This window comes from Asaia sp. VD9 (assembly GCF_037150015.1).
Taxonomy (GTDB): Bacteria; Pseudomonadota; Alphaproteobacteria; order Acetobacterales; family Acetobacteraceae; genus Asaia.
On the sequence record NZ_JBBCQM010000004.1, the window covers coordinates 259,878 to 276,217 of the forward strand.

The window sequence follows — 16,340 nt, forward strand, 5'->3', positions numbered from 1 at the left end:
GTGCTTGGATCAAGCTTTCTGCCATTTACACGCTTTATTCACTCCTAGACGACGCCTATTTCCATGCATCATTTTGATAATAACTCAGCACGGATTCATGGAATGAAAATATTCGTCGCTACCGCCCTGCTTCTGCTTTCAGGCGGTCCAGTCATTGCCGAAGCACAAACCAGTCTAACACCTCCTCAGATGTCGATCCGGGTGCTGGACCGGTTCGTCACACTGATGAATGAGAAGACGCCGCTCAGGGATAACGAAATGGTGACGATCCTCTCGCTACGACGTGAAGGACGCAAGATCGTCGAGACGATTGCCCTCACCCATGTGGCAGACGAGGCGATCTTCAATTTTTCCGAAACTGAGCTCAAGCGCATGATTACGAATGCCGATACTGAGCGCTATTGCTCAACCAACATGAAATTTCTGATGGAAGGTAACGTCACAGTCGAATTCATATACATGTTGCGCGGGAGGGAGTTCTTCAGAACAACGCGTAGCCCGGCATTCTGCACGGTGGTGAACTGAGGACAAAGACTGCTTCCGACCGTACTTGCCCCTATATACCAAGCTCAGCGCAGACCCTTACGGGACGAAAAAGTAGAGGGGGCGTAGACGCTTTCAAACGTCTCATCGATCTGACAGCCCAGTGACGTAAGATCGCGGCGCAGGAACTCCTTGAGTCGCACGAGCCGGGAAACGCTTTCCTTCCTGCGGGATTCCTTTTGGGCGATGTGCTGTTCCATCGCTTGCATCTGGTACATTTGCATCGCGCCGAACATGACAGACTCCCACCCCTCATTAACCGTGGGTAATCTTTAACATTTTTCGATGTTAAGTGAAACATGTAAAACTTCACAAAACAGGCAAGTTCGTATCAGTCCTCTGGAGACTGAATGACCAGCCCCTTAGGGGGCCGATCACGCCAGGCCCTCATGCGGGTCGCCAAAGTGCCAACATGAATCTCGAGTTTATGCCCATCGGGGTCGAGGAAATAGAGCGAGTCGCCTTCGCTCCTGTTTTCCTTCCAGCGCGCCACCTTTCCGCTCAGCCTGGCACAAAGTACCGTAAAACCATCCTGCTCGACGCTGAAGGCAAGATGAGAATCGTCCGAACCGTCCGGCAGAATTGCCTCCGAACGCACCTCAAGACACAGCCAGAGGGCCCCTGCCTCTAGATACGCCCCCTTGCCCCATCGAGCCCGCAGGACGCAGCCCAAAAGATCGCGATAAAAGCGGATGGAACGCTCAAGATCACCTACGCAGAGCGTCACGTGATTTATGCCCGATATCAGAGGCGTGTCAGACGACGGGCATTTCCGACACCCGCAGGATCAGGAAAGGGTTGAGAGAACGATGCGAGCGCTGGCGGCGTCTTCGGCAATCTGGGCCTTGAGCGCATCAAGCCCTTCGAAACGTCGCTCCTCGCGCAGAAGCTTGTGCAGGCTGACCTCCAGTGTCTGGCCGTAGAGATCCTCGCTCACATCGAAGATATGTACCTCGAGGCGGCTCTCCTGCCCGTCATTGATGGTCGGGCGTCGGCCAATATTTGCAACGCCGCGGGTCACGCGCCCATCGGGATGGCGTATCGTCACGGCATAGACACCGCGTGCAGGCTCGATATGCCGCCCAAGGGGGATGTTGGCCGTAGGAAAGCCGAGCAGACGACCACGCTTGTCGCCATGGGCGACACCCCCGGCGATAAACCAGGGGCGACCGAGTTCTTCCGCAGCGCGCTCGGGATAGCCCTCCTGCAACAGGCGCCGGATACGCGAGGAAGAAAAAGGGCCGCCAATATCGGTCAATGGAGGGACGATGGTCAGGCCGATCCCGAGCGTCTCGAGCTTGTGTCCCAGATAGGCAATGCTGCCTGCACGTCGATGCCCGAAGGCAAAATCCGGACCACAGGCGACATGTTTCACACCGAGCGCCCGGTCGAGCACAGATTCAACGAAAGCGTCGGGGCTGAGATGGCTGAAATCCGCATCGAAGCGGAGCTGGAAGACACGCTGCGCGCCCTGCTCTTGCAGGATACGCGCCCGGATTTCGGGCAGCATGAGGCGTAACGGTGGATCCTGCGGTCGGAAGAACTCGCGAGGATGGGGCTCGAATGTCACTGCGCCGAGCGGCAGCTCGGGGCGGGCCGCATGGAGCGAGCGCAGCAAATGCCGATGCCCGAGATGCACCCCATCGAAATTGCCGAGGGCGACGGCGGCGCCGCGCGCCTCAGGCGGGATCGCCGTCCAGTCCTCGTACAGGGTCATGAGACGGGCAGTGCAAAATACTGGCTGACCTCAGCGAAATCAGAAGCCTGCCGCGCTCCATGATGCGGGGTCGTGCCATCTTCCTTGCGGACCAGCTGGCAGGTCTTGAGCCCGGCTTCGGCGGCTGCATCGAGTTCTGCTCCGATATCGGACAGGAACAGGATTTCAGCCGGGGTCACACCCGCGCGCTGGGCGATCTCGCGGTAACTCTCCGCGATCTTCTTTCCCCCGATGTCCAGATCGTAGAACGCCTCGAACAACCCCGTCAGATCGCCCGCATCGGAGTAGCCGTATAGCAGGCGCTGCGCGCTGGCCGACCCAGAGGAATAAACCGCCAGACGCAGGCCTGCCTGATGCCAGGCTTTCAGCGCAGGCGGCACATCTGGATAGAGACGTGCCTTGAGCTCACCGGACTCGAAACCCGTTTTCCAGGCGAGGCCCTGGAGGGATTTCAGGGGGGCTACCTTCTCGTCCCGGATGGTCCAGTCATGAAGCTGGGCAACCGGATCGCAGCCGGGATTGGCGGCATCGATATCAGCCAGCGCCACCCTGACCAGCGGATTACCGGCCTGCTGACGCAGCAGCTCCGGCATGACCCTGTCGGAATAGGGAAAAAGCACATCCTTCACGAAGGAGATCGGCAGGGTTGTGCCTTCGATATCAAGAAGGATCAGGCGGATGGTGCTCATGCAGCAATGTCCGGAATGGTCACGGGAAAGCGGCGGGCAATCTCGTCACCTGTGTATTCAGCGATCCAACCCGTCGTGTCGGTGAAGACGCGAAGCGCCACCACATCGGGATTGAGTCCGGCATCGAACCAGTGCGGGGTGCCTTCAGGCACCGAGATCAGGTCGCCCTGCACGCAAAGCACCGAATACACCTTGTCGCCCACATGCAGGACGAACGCGCCCTGACCGTGCACGAAGAACCGCACCTCATCTTCACTATGCGTGTGCTCGGAGAGATATTTTTCCCGCATCGCAGCGATCTGGGGCGTGTTGCGGTCGAAGCGCACCACATCGGCGCTACCCGCACCGGTTTCCCCCATCAGCCCGTCCAGATACGGGCGGTAAGCCTCCAGGATCTGCTCCGGCGGGGCATCCTTGGCCGGAGTGACGGGGGCCTGCCAACGCTCGAAACGGACATTCAGAGGGCGCAGGGTCTCGGCAATCTCGCGCGGGTTTTCCGTGTCGAGCAGCACGGTTTCCGGCGCGTCATCGCGATAGATCGTCAGTCGGCTCATGATTTCCGCCTTTCGAGTTCGCAGGCCAGCAGGAACTCCAGCCCTTCGAGACGGGCGAGGGCCATTTTCATGTCCCGCCCCCAGACATAAACACCATGCCCACGGATGATGTATCCGGCGGGCATTGCCCCAAGACGCGGAGCAACCACCGTAGCGAGACGGGCGATATCCTGATCATTGTCGAACACAGGCACGTCGATCGCCGTATCATGGGTCGATTGCCCTTCGAACACCTTGAGCAGCTCGTACCCAGCCAGGGTCAGCGACGATCCGGCAAGCGCCATGGACAGCACGGTGGCGGCCACGGAATGACCGTGCAATACAGCCCCGATCGATGGATCAGCCGCATAAAGCTGCGTGTGAAGAAGCGTCTCTGCGCTGGATTTCTGCATAGGATCAATCGGACGTCCCGCGGGATCGATCTCGATCACGTCCGGCACGGCCAGAAAGCCCTTGTGCCCGCCTGAGCGGGTGATGGCGATCCGGCCATCCTCCAATCGTCGGCTGAGATTGCCAGCCGTCGCCGGCACCCAGCCACGCTGGTCCATACGCTCCCCGGCCCGGATGACGTCCTGCACCGCCTCTGACCAGAGACGATCCGAAAACTGGGTCATGACAAGCTCAGTGATTGACGTTGTTCACATTGCCGCTCGAAACGGGAGATGTGTAATGAGGCTGCTGCACCCCGCTCTGAGGCGGCGGCGAAATCTGTCCGTTTGGCTGGGTATGGGCCTGGTTCGGCTCCATGGACTCATCCTCGGCCATGTTCTTCTTGAAGGATTTGATCCCCTTCGCGAAGTCACCCATCAGGCCGCTGATCTTGCTGCCACCGCCAAACAGGATGAGCACAACGGCGAGCACTATCAGCCAGTGCAGGGGACTCATGCTACCCATAATCTCTCTCCTTGTGCGACGGGGTCGTCTCGCCGTCTTGTCTCTTGCTTCTCACATGGCGTGATCAGGCGTCTCTTGCAAGCGGGCAATATCATCGAGGTCGCGCGGTACGATAAAGCCATAGGTCGGATAGGCGCGTGACCCCAGATTTTTGATGGGGGCCCAATAGACCCTCACCAGTGACCAGTCATTATCGCGGGAGACATCGATGACGGGTACGGAACGATCGATACGCCCTGGCTCCCAATTGGCATGTTCAACAAGGATCTTACGCGAGGATACCGTGCTGCGCACCACCGATACATGACCCGAAGGCAGCCGTCCGGTGGAGCGAAACACGAGGATTTCACCCTGCGCCGGGGTCTGGGTGCGTCTGTATTTACCCGATGCTCCCCGCCACCATGAGGCAGCGGCACCGTAGAGCGCGACGCCCGTCTTGGCACGGGCATAAGGGGCGCATTGCAGGGGGCCATTGAAACTCGCACGGCTGTACTCTCTCGGACCACCGCCGCAGGCCGCGAGACTGAGACAAAAGCCAAATCCAAGAGCCATTTTCTTCATGACGATTTCAGCGCCATGACGCGATCCTCCGCTTCTGACAGATCAAAGGAGAGCGCTTGCTCGGCCACATCGCGACCGAAGCCCGCGCGGGCGAACACAGCGAGAGCCCGCTGGTGTTGTTCCGGGCCCGATGCTTCATCCGCATCCTTACGACGGAACGGGCCCAGACGGCGCTTACGTGCCAGGATGAGCGCTGCACCCAGTTCGTGCTCTCTGGCACTCTCGTCATGCCGGTGACCCAACGCCTCCTCCATCGCTTCGCCAAGCGTTTCAGCATCAATTCCCTTCTGGGCAAGGCTGGCAGCGACGGCACGGCGGGACCGACCGGTACGCGTCAGAGTTTTCGAGCGCGATCGCGCAAAAGCTGCGTCATCCAGCGCACCTATCCGCCGCATATCGCCCACAATGGCGTCGATCATGGCGCGGCTGGCCGCGCGCTGCGCCTCGATCCGCTCGCTCTCTCCACCCTGGCTGGCATATCTACGCGCCCAGCGCATCACGGCACGGTCAAGGATCTGGGTCAGGCCTTGTTCGGTCGCGGCAAAGCGCGCCAGATGACGCAGGGCCGCCTCGCGCAGTGTTTCCGCAGTCGGCGGAGGGAGCTGATCCGGAATCGCTGACATAGAGACACTGTGCCATAACTTCATGGCAGTAACATGGTGAAAATCGGTCGGAGACCCCTCATGCCCCGCTCATCGCTCGATCGCGCGCTGGCCGCCCTCCCCTCTTCCTATCCCGGACCGGGAGGGGCGGCTGCGGTCATCCGCAATGGCGAGGTCATCGGATGCCATAGCTGGGGCTTTGCCAATGCCGAAACGCGTCTGGCCTTCACGCCTCGTACGCAGTTCCGCCTTTGCTCGATCACCAAGCAATTCACCTGTGCCCTGCTCGATACCTGGTCGGACAAGGCGGCACTTGATGCCTATGTGGCATCGAGCCTCCCCAATCTGCAGGAGCCTCCGCCGGGTGTCATGGATCTCGCGCATAACCAGTCCGGCCTGCGCGATTACTGGGCCGTAGCCATGCTGCACGGTGCGCCCACCGAATCGGTTTTCGGCAGCGCCGAGGCAAAACGGGTGATCGCAGGCACGCGCAGCCTGCATTTCAGGCCAGGTACGGCCTATTCGTATGTCAACCAGAATTTCTATCTGATCTCCGAAGCGCTGGAAGCCTGCTCGGGTCGCAGCTTTTCCGAATTGCTGCAAACGCAGATTTTCGACCCTTGCGGCATGAAAACGGCATTCCTCGCGGCTAACACCCAATCAATGCCCGATGGGATCCAAGGCTACGAGGGCAGCGAGGCCACGGGGTATCGCGCCGCCAACAATAATATCCTGTGGACCGGGGATGCAGGGCTTGGGGCGAGTCTGGACGATATGATCGCCTGGGAAAAGGCAATTGACGCGCAGCGCGACGACCCCGAGGGCTTCTATAACCGGCTCTCCCGCCCTGTTCACTTTCGCGATGGCCGACTGGCCCGCTACGGATCTGGATTGCAGCGCGGCAAGCTTTTTGGTCGGGCCATGACAGGGCATGGGGGCGCCCTGCGCGGCTGGCGCAGTCACCGGCTCCATCTGGCCGAAGAGCGGCTCTCAGTAGTGGTGCTCTTCAATCATATGTCGGAGGCGCATTCCGCCGCTGCCGAGCTTGCCGCCGCAGCCCTGGAGATCACCCGAACTGCGCAGGAGAGAATGCCGGGCTCAACCGCGTTCATCGGTCACTATCTCGAGCCCGAAACAGGGCTCTCCGCCTCGATCACCCCGACGGTTTCGAACGCGCGGCTTTCGCTGCGCTATGCTTATCCGCCCGAAATTCTTGATGACTGGACTCAGGACAAGGCCGGTCGCGATGCAACAACATTGACCCTGGATGATCAAGGGCTGGTCATGTCCCGCCCGCAGGAAAACCGAGAAACACGCCTGATACCCATCCCAGAGATGCAGCGCTTTCAGGATCTGGCCGGACGCTATGAATGCGAGGAACTCGATAGCATCCTGACAATTGCCGGAAGCGAAGAGGCCTTCTATGGCGCTTTCTCCGGCATGCTCGGCCAGGGACGCATGGAGCGCCTGCAGAAACTCGGCAACGACGTCTGGCTCGTGCCCTGCCTGCGAGCACTCGACCACTCGCCGCCCGGGTATTGGACCCTGGCGTTTCAGCGTGACGCACAGCACAAGCTGACCGGCCTGCGCGCAGGATGCTGGCTTGCCCGCGATCTGCTTTACAGGCGCATCTGAGCCGGGATTTGACGTCGGGGGGGGAATAACCCCATCATAAGCACGCAGCAGCCTGTGCCCTGCCCTGAGTTCTCAGGTGCGGGGCTCTTGCCGTTGCGTCTTTTCCCTTCCATTCCAACCGGGCTTTCTGATCGCCATGATTTCCGCTCTGATGCCAACATTCAAACGAGTCGACCTTGCTTTCGAGCATGGTCAGGGCGCTTGCTTGTACACGGCTGACGGACGACGATTCCTGGATTTCGGGGCGGGCATTGCCGTCTCGTCGCTGGGGCATGGCCATGAGGGTCTGGTCAAGGCGATTGCCGAGCAGGCCGCGCGCGTCATGCACGTGTCCAACCTGTATCGCATTCCGCAGGCCGAGAAACTGGCGGACAGGCTGGTCGCCCATTCCTTCGCGGACAGTGTGTTCTTCTGCAACTCCGGTGCAGAGGCCAATGAGGGCATGGTCAAGATGATCCGCAAGACGCAGGCGGGTCGTGGCCATCCCGAGCGTACACGGGTCATCTGTTGTACGGGGGCCTTTCACGGGCGTACGCTGGCCATGATCGCGGCAACGGGCAATCCGGCCTATCTTGAAGGCTTCGGCGCGCCGGTTGAAGGCTTTGACCATGTGCCGTTTAATAACATGAACGCCCTGCGCGCCGCCATTACCCCCCAGACGGCAGGCATCATGCTCGAACCGATCCAGGGCGAGACGGGCATCAAACAGGCCGACCCTCAATTCATGACCGGGCTGCGCCAGGTCTGTGACGAATTTGGCCTGATTCTTGCGCTCGACGAAGTCCAGACCGGAATGGGGCGCACGGGTCAGCTCTTCGCGCATGAGGCTTATGGCGTCGCGCCGGACGTGATCTCCGTCGCCAAGGGCATCGCGGGCGGTTTCCCGATGGGGGCGATCCTCGCCAATGAGGAAGTGGCTGCCTCCATGGGAGCAGGCTCCCACGGCACCACTTTCGGGGGCAACCCTCTCGCCTGTGCGGCAGCGAATGCCGTGCTCGACGTGATTCTTGCCGAAGGCTTCCTCGATCAGATCGCGATAACGGGAGAGACCTTGGGCGAGGGGCTCAAGAACCTCGTGCGCAAACATCCCACCGTTTTCGAGCTCGCCCGTGGACGTGGCCTGATGTGGGGGCTGAAATGCCGCTTGCCTGTTGCACAGGTTCAGGCTCAGGCCATGGAAGAGGGTCTCCTGACCGTCACCGCAGGTGAGAACGTGCTGCGCCTGCTGCCGCCGCTGATCGTGAGCAGGGAAGAATGCCAGGAAGCCTGTGCGATCCTCTCGCGGGCCGCCACCATCCTTGAAGCCGCTGAAAACAACAAGACAAACCCGGTGGAGAGCCAGGCATGAGCACACAGGCAGACGCTTCGGCTATTCGTCACTTTCTCGATCTGCGCGATCTCGACGCAGCGACGCTGCGCGACATTCTCGATGTGGGCCGTGCGGTCAAGGCGATGCAGGACAAGCGCCGCAAGCCCATGCATCCTGCCCATCCGCTCGCCGGACGCACTCTGGGGCTGATGCTCTCCAAACCCTCCACACGCACCCGCCTCTCCTTCGAGGTCGGCATGCGCCAGCTGGGCGGCGATGTGTCGGTGCTGTCGCCTGCAGACATGCAGATTGGCCGTGGCGAGAGCCTGGCGGACACCGCGCGTGTCTTGTCGCGGTTTCTCGATGTGCTGGTCGTGCGTACGGGCGAGACCGCCATGCTGACTGAACTCGTCCGCTGGAGTTCGATTCCCGTCGTGAATGGCCTGACACCGGATTCCCATCCCGTGCAGATCCTCGCCGATATCATGACCTATGAGGAGCATCGTGGCCCGGTGGGCGGCTCGCACTGGGCCTGGGTTGGGGATGGCAATAATGTTGCCGTGTCGTTGATCGAGGGCGCTGTACGCTTCGGATTTTCCCTGACGCTGGCGACGCCGGAAAGCATGAAACCCCGTCAGGAGATCCTGGACTGGGCGCATGCCGAAGGTGGCAAGATCCGGCTGGTCCATGACCCTGTCGAGGCGGTGCAAAGCGCTGACTGCATTGTGACGGATACCTGGACGAGCATGTCCGATCAGGAATCCTCAGCACGGCTGACCACGTTGAGCCCATATCAGGTCAACACGGCCCTGATGCAGAAAGCCGCCCCCAATGCCCTGTTCATGCATTGTCTGCCTGCCCATATCGGTGAGGAAGTGACGGAGGAGGTGTTCGAAAGCTCGGCCTCCGTCGTATTTGACGAGGCCGAAAATCGCCTCCACGCCCAAAAGGGTCTGCTCCTCTGGGTGCTGGGCGGTGAGAACTGGCGTTCCTACGGTAAGCCCGTCTGAACGGCATCGGCGCGTCCAACCGTCCGACACCTTGAGAAGCAACCGACGAAGCACCAATGATCGAGACACCTGCCTTTCTGGATACACACCGCCCCGAAACCGTGCCTGATCTGGTGATCTCGCATGGAATAACGCCTTTCCATCTGGCGCGGCGACCGGTCCGCGGACGTCTCGTTCGTCTGGGCAAACTCGCGGATATCATGGTGTCGCGCCATGATATCCCCGATTGCGGGCGTCAGCTTGCCGGAGAGGCGCTGTCTCTCGTCGCGGGACTGAGTGCCGGGCTGAAGTTCAAAGGGTCCTTTTCCCTGCAGATCAAGGGGGACGGCCCGATTTCCATGCTGGTGGCAGATTGCACGGATGCGGGCGAATTGCGCTTTTATCTGCGCGCGCCCGAGAACATCGATCCTGCGCCGGCCAAGGCCCTTCTGGGAGAAGGGTATTTTGCCTTCACCATCGATCAGGGCGCGCATACGGAACGCCATCAGGGTATCGTCGCGCTTGAGGGGGAAACCCTTGCCGATATGGCGATGCATTATTTCGCGACCAGCGAGCAGCATCAGTGCTGGATGCGCCTCTATTGTGAGAAGACACCGGATGGCTGGCAAGCCGGGGCCCTGCTGCTCGAAAAAATTGCCGAAGAAGGCGGTATCGCCACGGGTGAAACCGACGATGAGGACGCCTGGGAGACAGCGGGCATTCTGGGCAACACCCTGACCGCCGCCGAGCTTTTCGACCCCTGCCTGAGTGCCACCACGTTGATCGAACGTCTTTTCGGCTCGCAGGATGTCCTGATTGATCGACCGCGCGCGGTCAGCCTTGGGTGTCGCTGCAACCGCGCAAGGCTCGCAAGCGTCCTTTCCACATTCCCCGAGGACGATCTCAATCACATGGCGGAAGAGGGCACGATCACCATGAACTGCGAGTTCTGCAATGTTGGCTTTCGTTTCGAACGTGCCGAGATCGCACGATGACCGCGGCGGATGATTTCCTGCGCAGCGTCCGGGTCGGGGGCGAGACACTCTCGGCGCTCTACGACCAATGGACGCCTCAGGCGGTCGTCCCCCTTGCAGATGACATCACCTGTCTCACTTTTTCCGATCCGCTGACGGGACGCAACGCTGTCTGGTACCTGGATGAGTCGCACAATTATTGCGGCTCGCATATCGAGGTCGTTCAACGTATGCGCCCGGATGATATCCTCGGCGCTGTTGCCCCCTGGTTTGATGAACTCGCCCGCAATGCGCTGAGTGCAACCCCTACTCCGCTGCGCGATGCGCCTGCGATGCCGCTCTTCCTCGCAACTCAGCTTGCAGCAGCCTGGTCGGTACGCGTGCTCATGGATTTGCGCCAGATCCAGACGTCTCTGGCGGGTCAGGAGCAGATCCTGGCCCAGATCGGACAGTCTTCCCTGTCAGCAAAGCAGATCAGACGTATTCTCGGTTCACGCGTAGGGCCCGAAACACTGGTCGTGCTGTCTCCGCTCACCGATATCCCACTGCGTGCGCAGATCTCTTTCGTGGTCGATCATCAGCTGATCTATCGCTTCCATGACCCGGAAGCCGATTGCGTATTCTATCTCGCCTGGTGGGAGAAACAGCTCGACAAGCCCCCGTCCTTCTATTGCCCCAAGGCCGCTATTCTCGTGAGTGACGAAGCAATGGCGGGCATGCTGCCCTCTTTGATTCTTGGCTGGTATCTGAGCAATCCCGGGCATGTTGCCTCGATTGCCGAGGCTCTTGCCTTTGAGGCCCGTGATTACGGGCTGGGTACGGCATCCTCACTTCAATTCGACCCTGCAACCGAGGCCGCATTACCACCGCCTCCGAGCACAGCCTCAGCTGATATGATCTCCGAATCCTGGGCGTTTCTCGCGCAGAACCCGACGAGGCCCGCCTCACCCGCCGAAACCCGGCAGGAAGCAGAAAAGAAACAAACAGGGCGCCTGTTCGACAAGCTGCGCTCTTATGTGAAAAAGAAATAATGTCCTGCTGCTTATTCAAGGAGCCCGTCATGTCGCGCAGCCCGTCACGTGTAAAAACGCTACTCCGCTACGGTTCTCTATGCCTGGTTCTGGGCGCTCTTTCTCCCGTGCTCACCGCATGTGGTGACAGCGAACCCCAGAGCTTTGCCCCGATGGACTACAGCTATCTGAGCAAGATGCACCTGAATGTGGCGCATATCGAGGTGGTCGACGCTGCCCCCCCCGGAAACACTCCGGGCGATATCTCGGCCAAGGCTCCGACCTCGCCTCAGCAGGCACTCGAACAGATGGCCCATGATCGCCTGATCGCGAGCGGCTCGGAAGGCAGCGGTACGTTCACCATAACCAAGGCCAGCATCCTCCATGCCCCCGGCGGCACATTGCTGGGCGAGCTCGAAGCGCATGTCGATCTGTCCGCTCCGTCCGGCGGACGCGCCGGTTATGCAGCCGCCCACATAACGCGCAGTCTCAATCCGGGAGATAAAGACCCGGAATCGCGTGCCGTTCTTTATGATCTGACATCGCAGATGATGCAGGACATGAATGTCGAACTAGAGTTCCAGATCAAGAAATCGCTGCATGACTGGCTGGTTGACGCAAGCGGCGCGCCCCTCCCAGGAGCAATCCAGCAGCAGGACATCGGTCCCAACGCACCTACTGCCAGCCCCACCGTATCAAGCAACAATGCCCCCGCAATGAGTACTGCCCCCCCAGCCCCCCAGGTCGCGACCGGGGCGGCGTCCGCCTCCACCGTTCCCGTCAGTGCGCCCGCGAAACCCCAGGAGCCTGACGCGATTTTCCCTCTGGGCGATGAAGGTGCCGCCGCACCCGCGGCTACTCCTTCGGTCAAGTCCCCGAAGGCTGGCGTTCTCGCCCTGCCCTCGAAGCATTCCTGACGAAAAAACCCGGCCGCCCGAACACAAGCACATCCCATAAAGCCGCTTGCATTTCGGGCGACAATCGCGAAGAAGGAGACATTACCCATTATGTGGGTAATGCCTTTTGTGTTTGGTCAGGAGACCGGCTTGAGCGCGCCTTCATCTTCACGACGTCGCTTTGTCAGGAACGCTGCGGGTACAACCGCTTTCCTCCTCCTGGCCGGTCAAGATCTGCCCGGTCGTGCCTTCGCGACTGGCACATCAGTCGATACGACACCGGTCTATTTTACGCCTGCCGAATTCCGGTTCCTGCACGCTGCCTGCGAGTGCATCTACCCTGCTGACTCATTGGGTCCTGGTGCCTCGATGCTCGGCGTACCTGACTTTATCGACAGACAAATGGACACTCCTTACGGCAGGGGGGAGCTCTGGTACATGGCCGGACCTTTCGAGGATGGACCTGCCAATTTGGGTTACCAGCTCCCTTTCGCGCCGCGAGACCTGTATCGCAAGGGGATTGCGGGCGCGAATGCCTATGCCCAGTCCGAACGCGGCAAGGATTTCATTGATCTGACAAGCCATGATCAGATCGAAATTCTCACAGCCTTTGAAGGTGGCGCAGTCCATTTTCCCGAACTGAACGCCCGCCTGTTCTTCGAACAATTGCGACGCAACACACTTGAAGGCGTTTTTGCCGACCCAGTCCACGGCGGCAACCGCAATATGGCGGGTTGGCTCCTGCTTGGTTTCCCTGGCGCGCGCGCCGACTTTATGGACTGGGTTGATCAGGAAGGCGCTCCGTATCCTTTCGGACCCGTATCGATCTCTGGCCAAAAAGCCTGATCCAGAATCAGTCGAGTACAAGATTCATGCCTTCAAAACGGACCGATGTTGTCATCATTGGGGCTGGCTGGGCCGGTGCCATTCTCGCCAAGGAGATGCGTGAAGCAGGACGAAGCGTCGTCATGCTTGAGCGCGGCCCCGAAAGAGCGACCGCGAAAGAGGGCACCTATCCGGGGTCCATTGACGAATTACGGGGTGCCATACGCCATCGCCTCTTCCAGAACCCTGCGAAAACGACGGTGACGATCCGCAACACGATCAATCAGACCGCCTTGCCATACCGACAACTCGCCGCTTTTCTTCCAGGAGAAGGGGTGGGAGGAGCCGGACTGCACTGGTCTGGCGTTCATTTTCGCGCGGCCCCCGATGATCTTCGCCTGCGCAGCCATGTCATCGACCGTTATGGTGCCAAATTCATTCCGGAGGATATGAATCTTCAGGATTACGGCGTCACATACGAGGAGTTGGAACCTTTTTTCGACAAGGCCGAAAAGGTGTTCGGCACATCGGGACAGGCCTACAAGATCAATGGGCAGGTTGTCGGTAACGGCAATGTCTTTGCCCCATCACGAAGTGACAAATTTCCCCTGCCGGCTATGCAGGATGTCTTTACAGCAAGTCTGTTCCGAAAAGCTGCGTCCGAGGTGGGATACCACCCCTATGCACTGCCAGCCGCCAATGCCTCCATGCAATATACGAATACGTATGGCCTGCAGATGGGGCCATGCAATTTCTGCGGTTATTGTAGCGGTTACGATTGCTACATGTATTCGAAGGCGTCGCCCAACATCAATATCCTGCCGGCATTGCGTAATGACCCGGAATTCACCCTGATCACAGACGCGCACGTTCTGCGCGTCAACCTCGACAGCGATCGCCGGAAGGCTACAGGCGTTATCTATCTCGACCAGCATACCCGGCAGGAAAAGACGGTCGAGGCGGAGCTGGTCATCCTGGCGGCTTTCCAGTTTCACAATGTCCATCTCATGCTGCTTTCTGGCATTGGAAAACCTTACGACCCGATAAGCAATACCGGTGTCGTGGGGCGCAACTTCGTCTATCAGACCATCACCACCTCACGCGCCTGGCTGCCTCAAAACCAGTTCACCAATCAGTTCGTCGGCGCGGGCGGAGCGGGCGTCGCCATCGACGATTTCAATAGCGATAATTTCGATCACGGCCCGCTCGGCTTCATCGGTGGTTCTCCCGTCTGGGTCAATCAGGCAGGGGTCAAACCTATCGCTGCGGCCATGACCGGCGGTGGAAAGACCGCTCCCCGCTGGGGAGCGGGCTACAAGGCCGGGCTCGTCGATACCTACCGCCATTCAATGGCCATGGATGCGCATGGCAGCAATATGGCCTATCGCGACGTCTATCTCGATCTCGATCCGACCTGGAAGGACAGTTACGGGCAGCCATTGCTCCGCATGACCTTCACCTGGAAGGAAAATGATATCCGTATGAATCAATATGTGGTGGGGCGTATCGAGCCAATCATGAAGGCCCTTGGTGCCAGACGCTATGAACTGGGCCGTCTGGAACATGGCGAGGTCTTCGATACGAGACGCTACCAGACAACCCATCTGGGCGGTGGCGCTGTCATGGGTGTCAGCCCGCATGATAGTGCGCTCAACCGCTATCTGCAGAGCTGGGATGTTTCGAACGTCTTTGTCATCGGCTCCAATGCCTTCCCTCAGGGAATGGGCTACAATCCCACCGGCACGGTGGCGGCACTGGCGTACTGGGCTGCGCATCATATCCGAACGACCTATCTTGCCCAGCCGGGCCCCCTGGTGTCCCTGTGAAGCGGCATCAGCTCACCGGCCTCGCTCTCCTTGCGTTGCTGGCGCTGGCTCGTCCCGCTTTCGCCGACACAAGGCAGGATCTCATCGACAAAGGCCGCTATCTTGCAGCCGCCTCAGACTGCGCGGCATGCCACACCCATGATGCCTCCGCTCCCTATGCCGGCGGAAATCCCTTCGTACTCCCAATTGGCACACTCTATGCGCCCAACATCACGCCCGACTCACGCTACGGAATAGGCGGCTATTCCGAAGCCGATTTCACCAGGGCGTTGCGTCAGGGAATTGGACGAAACGCCAAACCGCTCTACCCGGCCATGCCCTTCCCGTCCTATGCGCGTATGAGCGACGCCGATATCCATGCACTATGGGTCTATTTCCATGAGGGTATCTCACCCCTCGCCAAAGCCCCTCCAAAGAATGGAATTCCCTGGCCCCTCTCGATGCGTTGGCCAATGACCTTGTGGCGCTGGGCCTTCGCTCCGACGCCGAAGACTGCCATGGCGAACGCGCATCGGCGTTTCGCCTCTGAGGAAATCGCCCGCGGCGCCTATCTGGTGGAGGGCCCGGGCCATTGCGGCGCGTGTCATACGCCACGCGCCCTTACCATGCAGGAAAAAGCGCTCTCGAGCGATCAGGGAAGTGCCTATCTTTCAGGCGGTGCCGCTGTGGATGGCTGGACCCCGGTCAATCTCAGGGAAGACGATCGAACAGGGCTTGGTCGTTGGAGCGAGAATGACATCGTGACCTTTCTCGCAACGGGAAGGAATGATCGCGGCTCAGCGTTCGGTGGCATGAGTGACGCTATCGCCCATGGCACGCAGCACTTGAGCGAGCCAGACCTTCATGCCATCGCGCGCTATCTCAAAGCGACTCTTCCCGCCTCCAAAAACGAGACCGCCTGGCACCCGGATCCGGCAGTGGCCGAGACCCTGCACAAGGGCGTGCTTCCCGGTGCGGGAGCGCGCACCTACGTCGATCGCTGCGCGGCCTGTCACCGGACTGATGGTCATGGCTATGCCCCGGCCTTCCCCCCCTTGGCCGGCAACCCTGTGATCATGGACAAGGATCCCGGCTCGCTCATCCTCATCATTCTGCGCGGCGCAACCGTTCCACCAACGGATAAGGCTCCCTCCGCTCTCACCATGCCCGGCTTTGACAAGATCCTATCGGATCGGGAAATCGCCGATCTGGTCACGTTCATCAGACAGAGCTGGGGCAACACGGCGGCCAGCGTGACCGAGGAGGACGTGCGTCGCTTCCGCGCGCATAATGCCGAATGGATCAGGCAGGAAACGGTCAATCCACTCAATTAAGCG

The 16,340-nt window shown here is 60.0% G+C and carries 19 protein-coding genes; 10 read left to right on the top strand and 9 right to left on the bottom strand.

Translation table 11 applies throughout. The features are described 5' to 3' along the window. The first annotated feature begins 102 nt into the window (after positions 1 to 102). Positions 103 to 525, top strand: coding sequence for a hypothetical protein (locus WFJ47_RS07485; RefSeq protein ID WP_336761998.1), 423 nt, complete (start codon positions 103 to 105; stop codon positions 523 to 525). Positions 526 to 569: 44 nt separating this feature from the next. Here the strand turns inward: WFJ47_RS07485 and WFJ47_RS07490 are convergent, their stop codons facing one another. The 9 genes from WFJ47_RS07490 to WFJ47_RS07530 all read right to left on the bottom strand — a co-directional run bounded on the left by WFJ47_RS07490 (position 570) and on the right by WFJ47_RS07530 (position 5,581). Continuing rightward, positions 570 to 779 (bottom strand): hypothetical protein, encoded by a 210-nt coding sequence (locus WFJ47_RS07490; protein WP_127100019.1) that lies wholly within the window; start codon positions 777 to 779, stop codon positions 570 to 572. 95 nt (positions 780 to 874) lie between these two features. After that, positions 875 to 1,291 carry a VOC family protein gene (locus WFJ47_RS07495; RefSeq protein WP_127100068.1) on the bottom strand — a complete coding sequence of 139 codons (417 nt, stop codon included), beginning with the start codon at positions 1,289 to 1,291 and terminating at the stop codon, positions 875 to 877. Positions 1,292 to 1,330: 39 nt separating this feature from the next. Beyond that, entirely contained in the window at positions 1,331 to 2,260 is a 930-nt protein-coding gene (locus tag WFJ47_RS07500) for a bifunctional riboflavin kinase/FAD synthetase (RefSeq protein ID WP_336762002.1), read from the bottom strand. Then, complete coding sequence (mtnC, locus tag WFJ47_RS07505; RefSeq protein ID WP_127100015.1) at positions 2,257 to 2,949, bottom strand: acireductone synthase; 693 nt, start codon at positions 2,947 to 2,949, stop codon at positions 2,257 to 2,259. The genes WFJ47_RS07500 and mtnC overlap by 4 nt, the downstream gene beginning before the upstream one ends. Then, positions 2,946 to 3,503 (bottom strand): cupin domain-containing protein, encoded by a 558-nt coding sequence (locus WFJ47_RS07510; protein WP_336762005.1) that lies wholly within the window; start codon positions 3,501 to 3,503, stop codon positions 2,946 to 2,948. Before WFJ47_RS07510 ends, mtnC begins: the two co-directional genes overlap by 4 nt. Then, the gene (locus tag WFJ47_RS07515; RefSeq protein WP_336762007.1) at positions 3,500 to 4,117 is read right to left on the bottom strand and encodes a methylthioribulose 1-phosphate dehydratase; all 618 of its coding nucleotides are present in this window, start codon (positions 4,115 to 4,117) and stop codon (positions 3,500 to 3,502) included. Before WFJ47_RS07515 ends, WFJ47_RS07510 begins: the two co-directional genes overlap by 4 nt. Before the next feature lie 7 nt (positions 4,118 to 4,124). Further along, a complete protein-coding gene (locus WFJ47_RS07520) occupies positions 4,125 to 4,397 on the bottom strand; it encodes a twin-arginine translocase TatA/TatE family subunit (protein WP_336762009.1) in 273 nt (90 codons plus the stop codon). 51 nt (positions 4,398 to 4,448) lie between these two features. Beyond that, entirely contained in the window at positions 4,449 to 4,958 is a 510-nt protein-coding gene (locus tag WFJ47_RS07525) for a CHAP domain-containing protein (RefSeq protein WP_127100007.1), read from the bottom strand. Beyond that, positions 4,955 to 5,581, bottom strand: coding sequence for a RecX family transcriptional regulator (locus WFJ47_RS07530; RefSeq protein WP_336762012.1), 627 nt, complete (start codon positions 5,579 to 5,581; stop codon positions 4,955 to 4,957). The genes WFJ47_RS07525 and WFJ47_RS07530 overlap by 4 nt, the downstream gene beginning before the upstream one ends. A 60-nt stretch (positions 5,582 to 5,641) precedes the next feature. Between WFJ47_RS07530 and WFJ47_RS07535 the strand changes: the two genes are divergently transcribed. The 9 genes from WFJ47_RS07535 (at position 5,642) to WFJ47_RS07575 (ending at position 16,337) form a co-directional block, all read left to right on the top strand. Further along, positions 5,642 to 7,195, top strand: a complete 1,554-nt coding sequence (locus tag WFJ47_RS07535) for a D-aminopeptidase (protein ID WP_336762014.1) — start codon at positions 5,642 to 5,644, stop codon at positions 7,193 to 7,195. A gap of 136 nt (positions 7,196 to 7,331) precedes the next feature. Next, entirely contained in the window at positions 7,332 to 8,543 is a 1,212-nt protein-coding gene (locus WFJ47_RS07540; RefSeq protein ID WP_336762016.1) for an aspartate aminotransferase family protein, read from the top strand. Next, a complete protein-coding gene (argF, locus tag WFJ47_RS07545; protein ID WP_336762018.1) occupies positions 8,540 to 9,514 on the top strand; it encodes an ornithine carbamoyltransferase in 975 nt (324 codons plus the stop codon). The genes WFJ47_RS07540 and argF overlap by 4 nt, the downstream gene beginning before the upstream one ends. A 56-nt stretch (positions 9,515 to 9,570) precedes the next feature. After that, positions 9,571 to 10,488, top strand: a complete 918-nt coding sequence (locus WFJ47_RS07550) for an Hsp33 family molecular chaperone HslO (protein WP_127099997.1) — start codon at positions 9,571 to 9,573, stop codon at positions 10,486 to 10,488. Further along, positions 10,485 to 11,498, top strand: a complete 1,014-nt coding sequence (locus WFJ47_RS07555) for a hypothetical protein (RefSeq protein ID WP_336762020.1) — start codon at positions 10,485 to 10,487, stop codon at positions 11,496 to 11,498. Before WFJ47_RS07550 ends, WFJ47_RS07555 begins: the two co-directional genes overlap by 4 nt. A gap of 29 nt (positions 11,499 to 11,527) precedes the next feature. Further along, positions 11,528 to 12,394, top strand: coding sequence for a hypothetical protein (locus WFJ47_RS07560; RefSeq protein WP_336762022.1), 867 nt, complete (start codon positions 11,528 to 11,530; stop codon positions 12,392 to 12,394). A gap of 129 nt (positions 12,395 to 12,523) precedes the next feature. Next, the gene (locus WFJ47_RS07565; RefSeq protein ID WP_336762024.1) at positions 12,524 to 13,219 is read left to right on the top strand and encodes a gluconate 2-dehydrogenase subunit 3 family protein; all 696 of its coding nucleotides are present in this window, start codon (positions 12,524 to 12,526) and stop codon (positions 13,217 to 13,219) included. 26 nt (positions 13,220 to 13,245) lie between these two features. Continuing rightward, positions 13,246 to 15,024 (top strand): GMC family oxidoreductase, encoded by a 1,779-nt coding sequence (locus tag WFJ47_RS07570; RefSeq protein WP_336762026.1) that lies wholly within the window; start codon positions 13,246 to 13,248, stop codon positions 15,022 to 15,024. Then, on the top strand, positions 15,021 to 16,337 hold the full coding sequence (locus WFJ47_RS07575; protein WP_127099989.1) for a cytochrome c: 1,317 nt from the start codon (positions 15,021 to 15,023) through the stop codon (positions 16,335 to 16,337). The genes WFJ47_RS07570 and WFJ47_RS07575 overlap by 4 nt, the downstream gene beginning before the upstream one ends. Positions 16,338 to 16,340 lie beyond the last annotated feature (3 nt).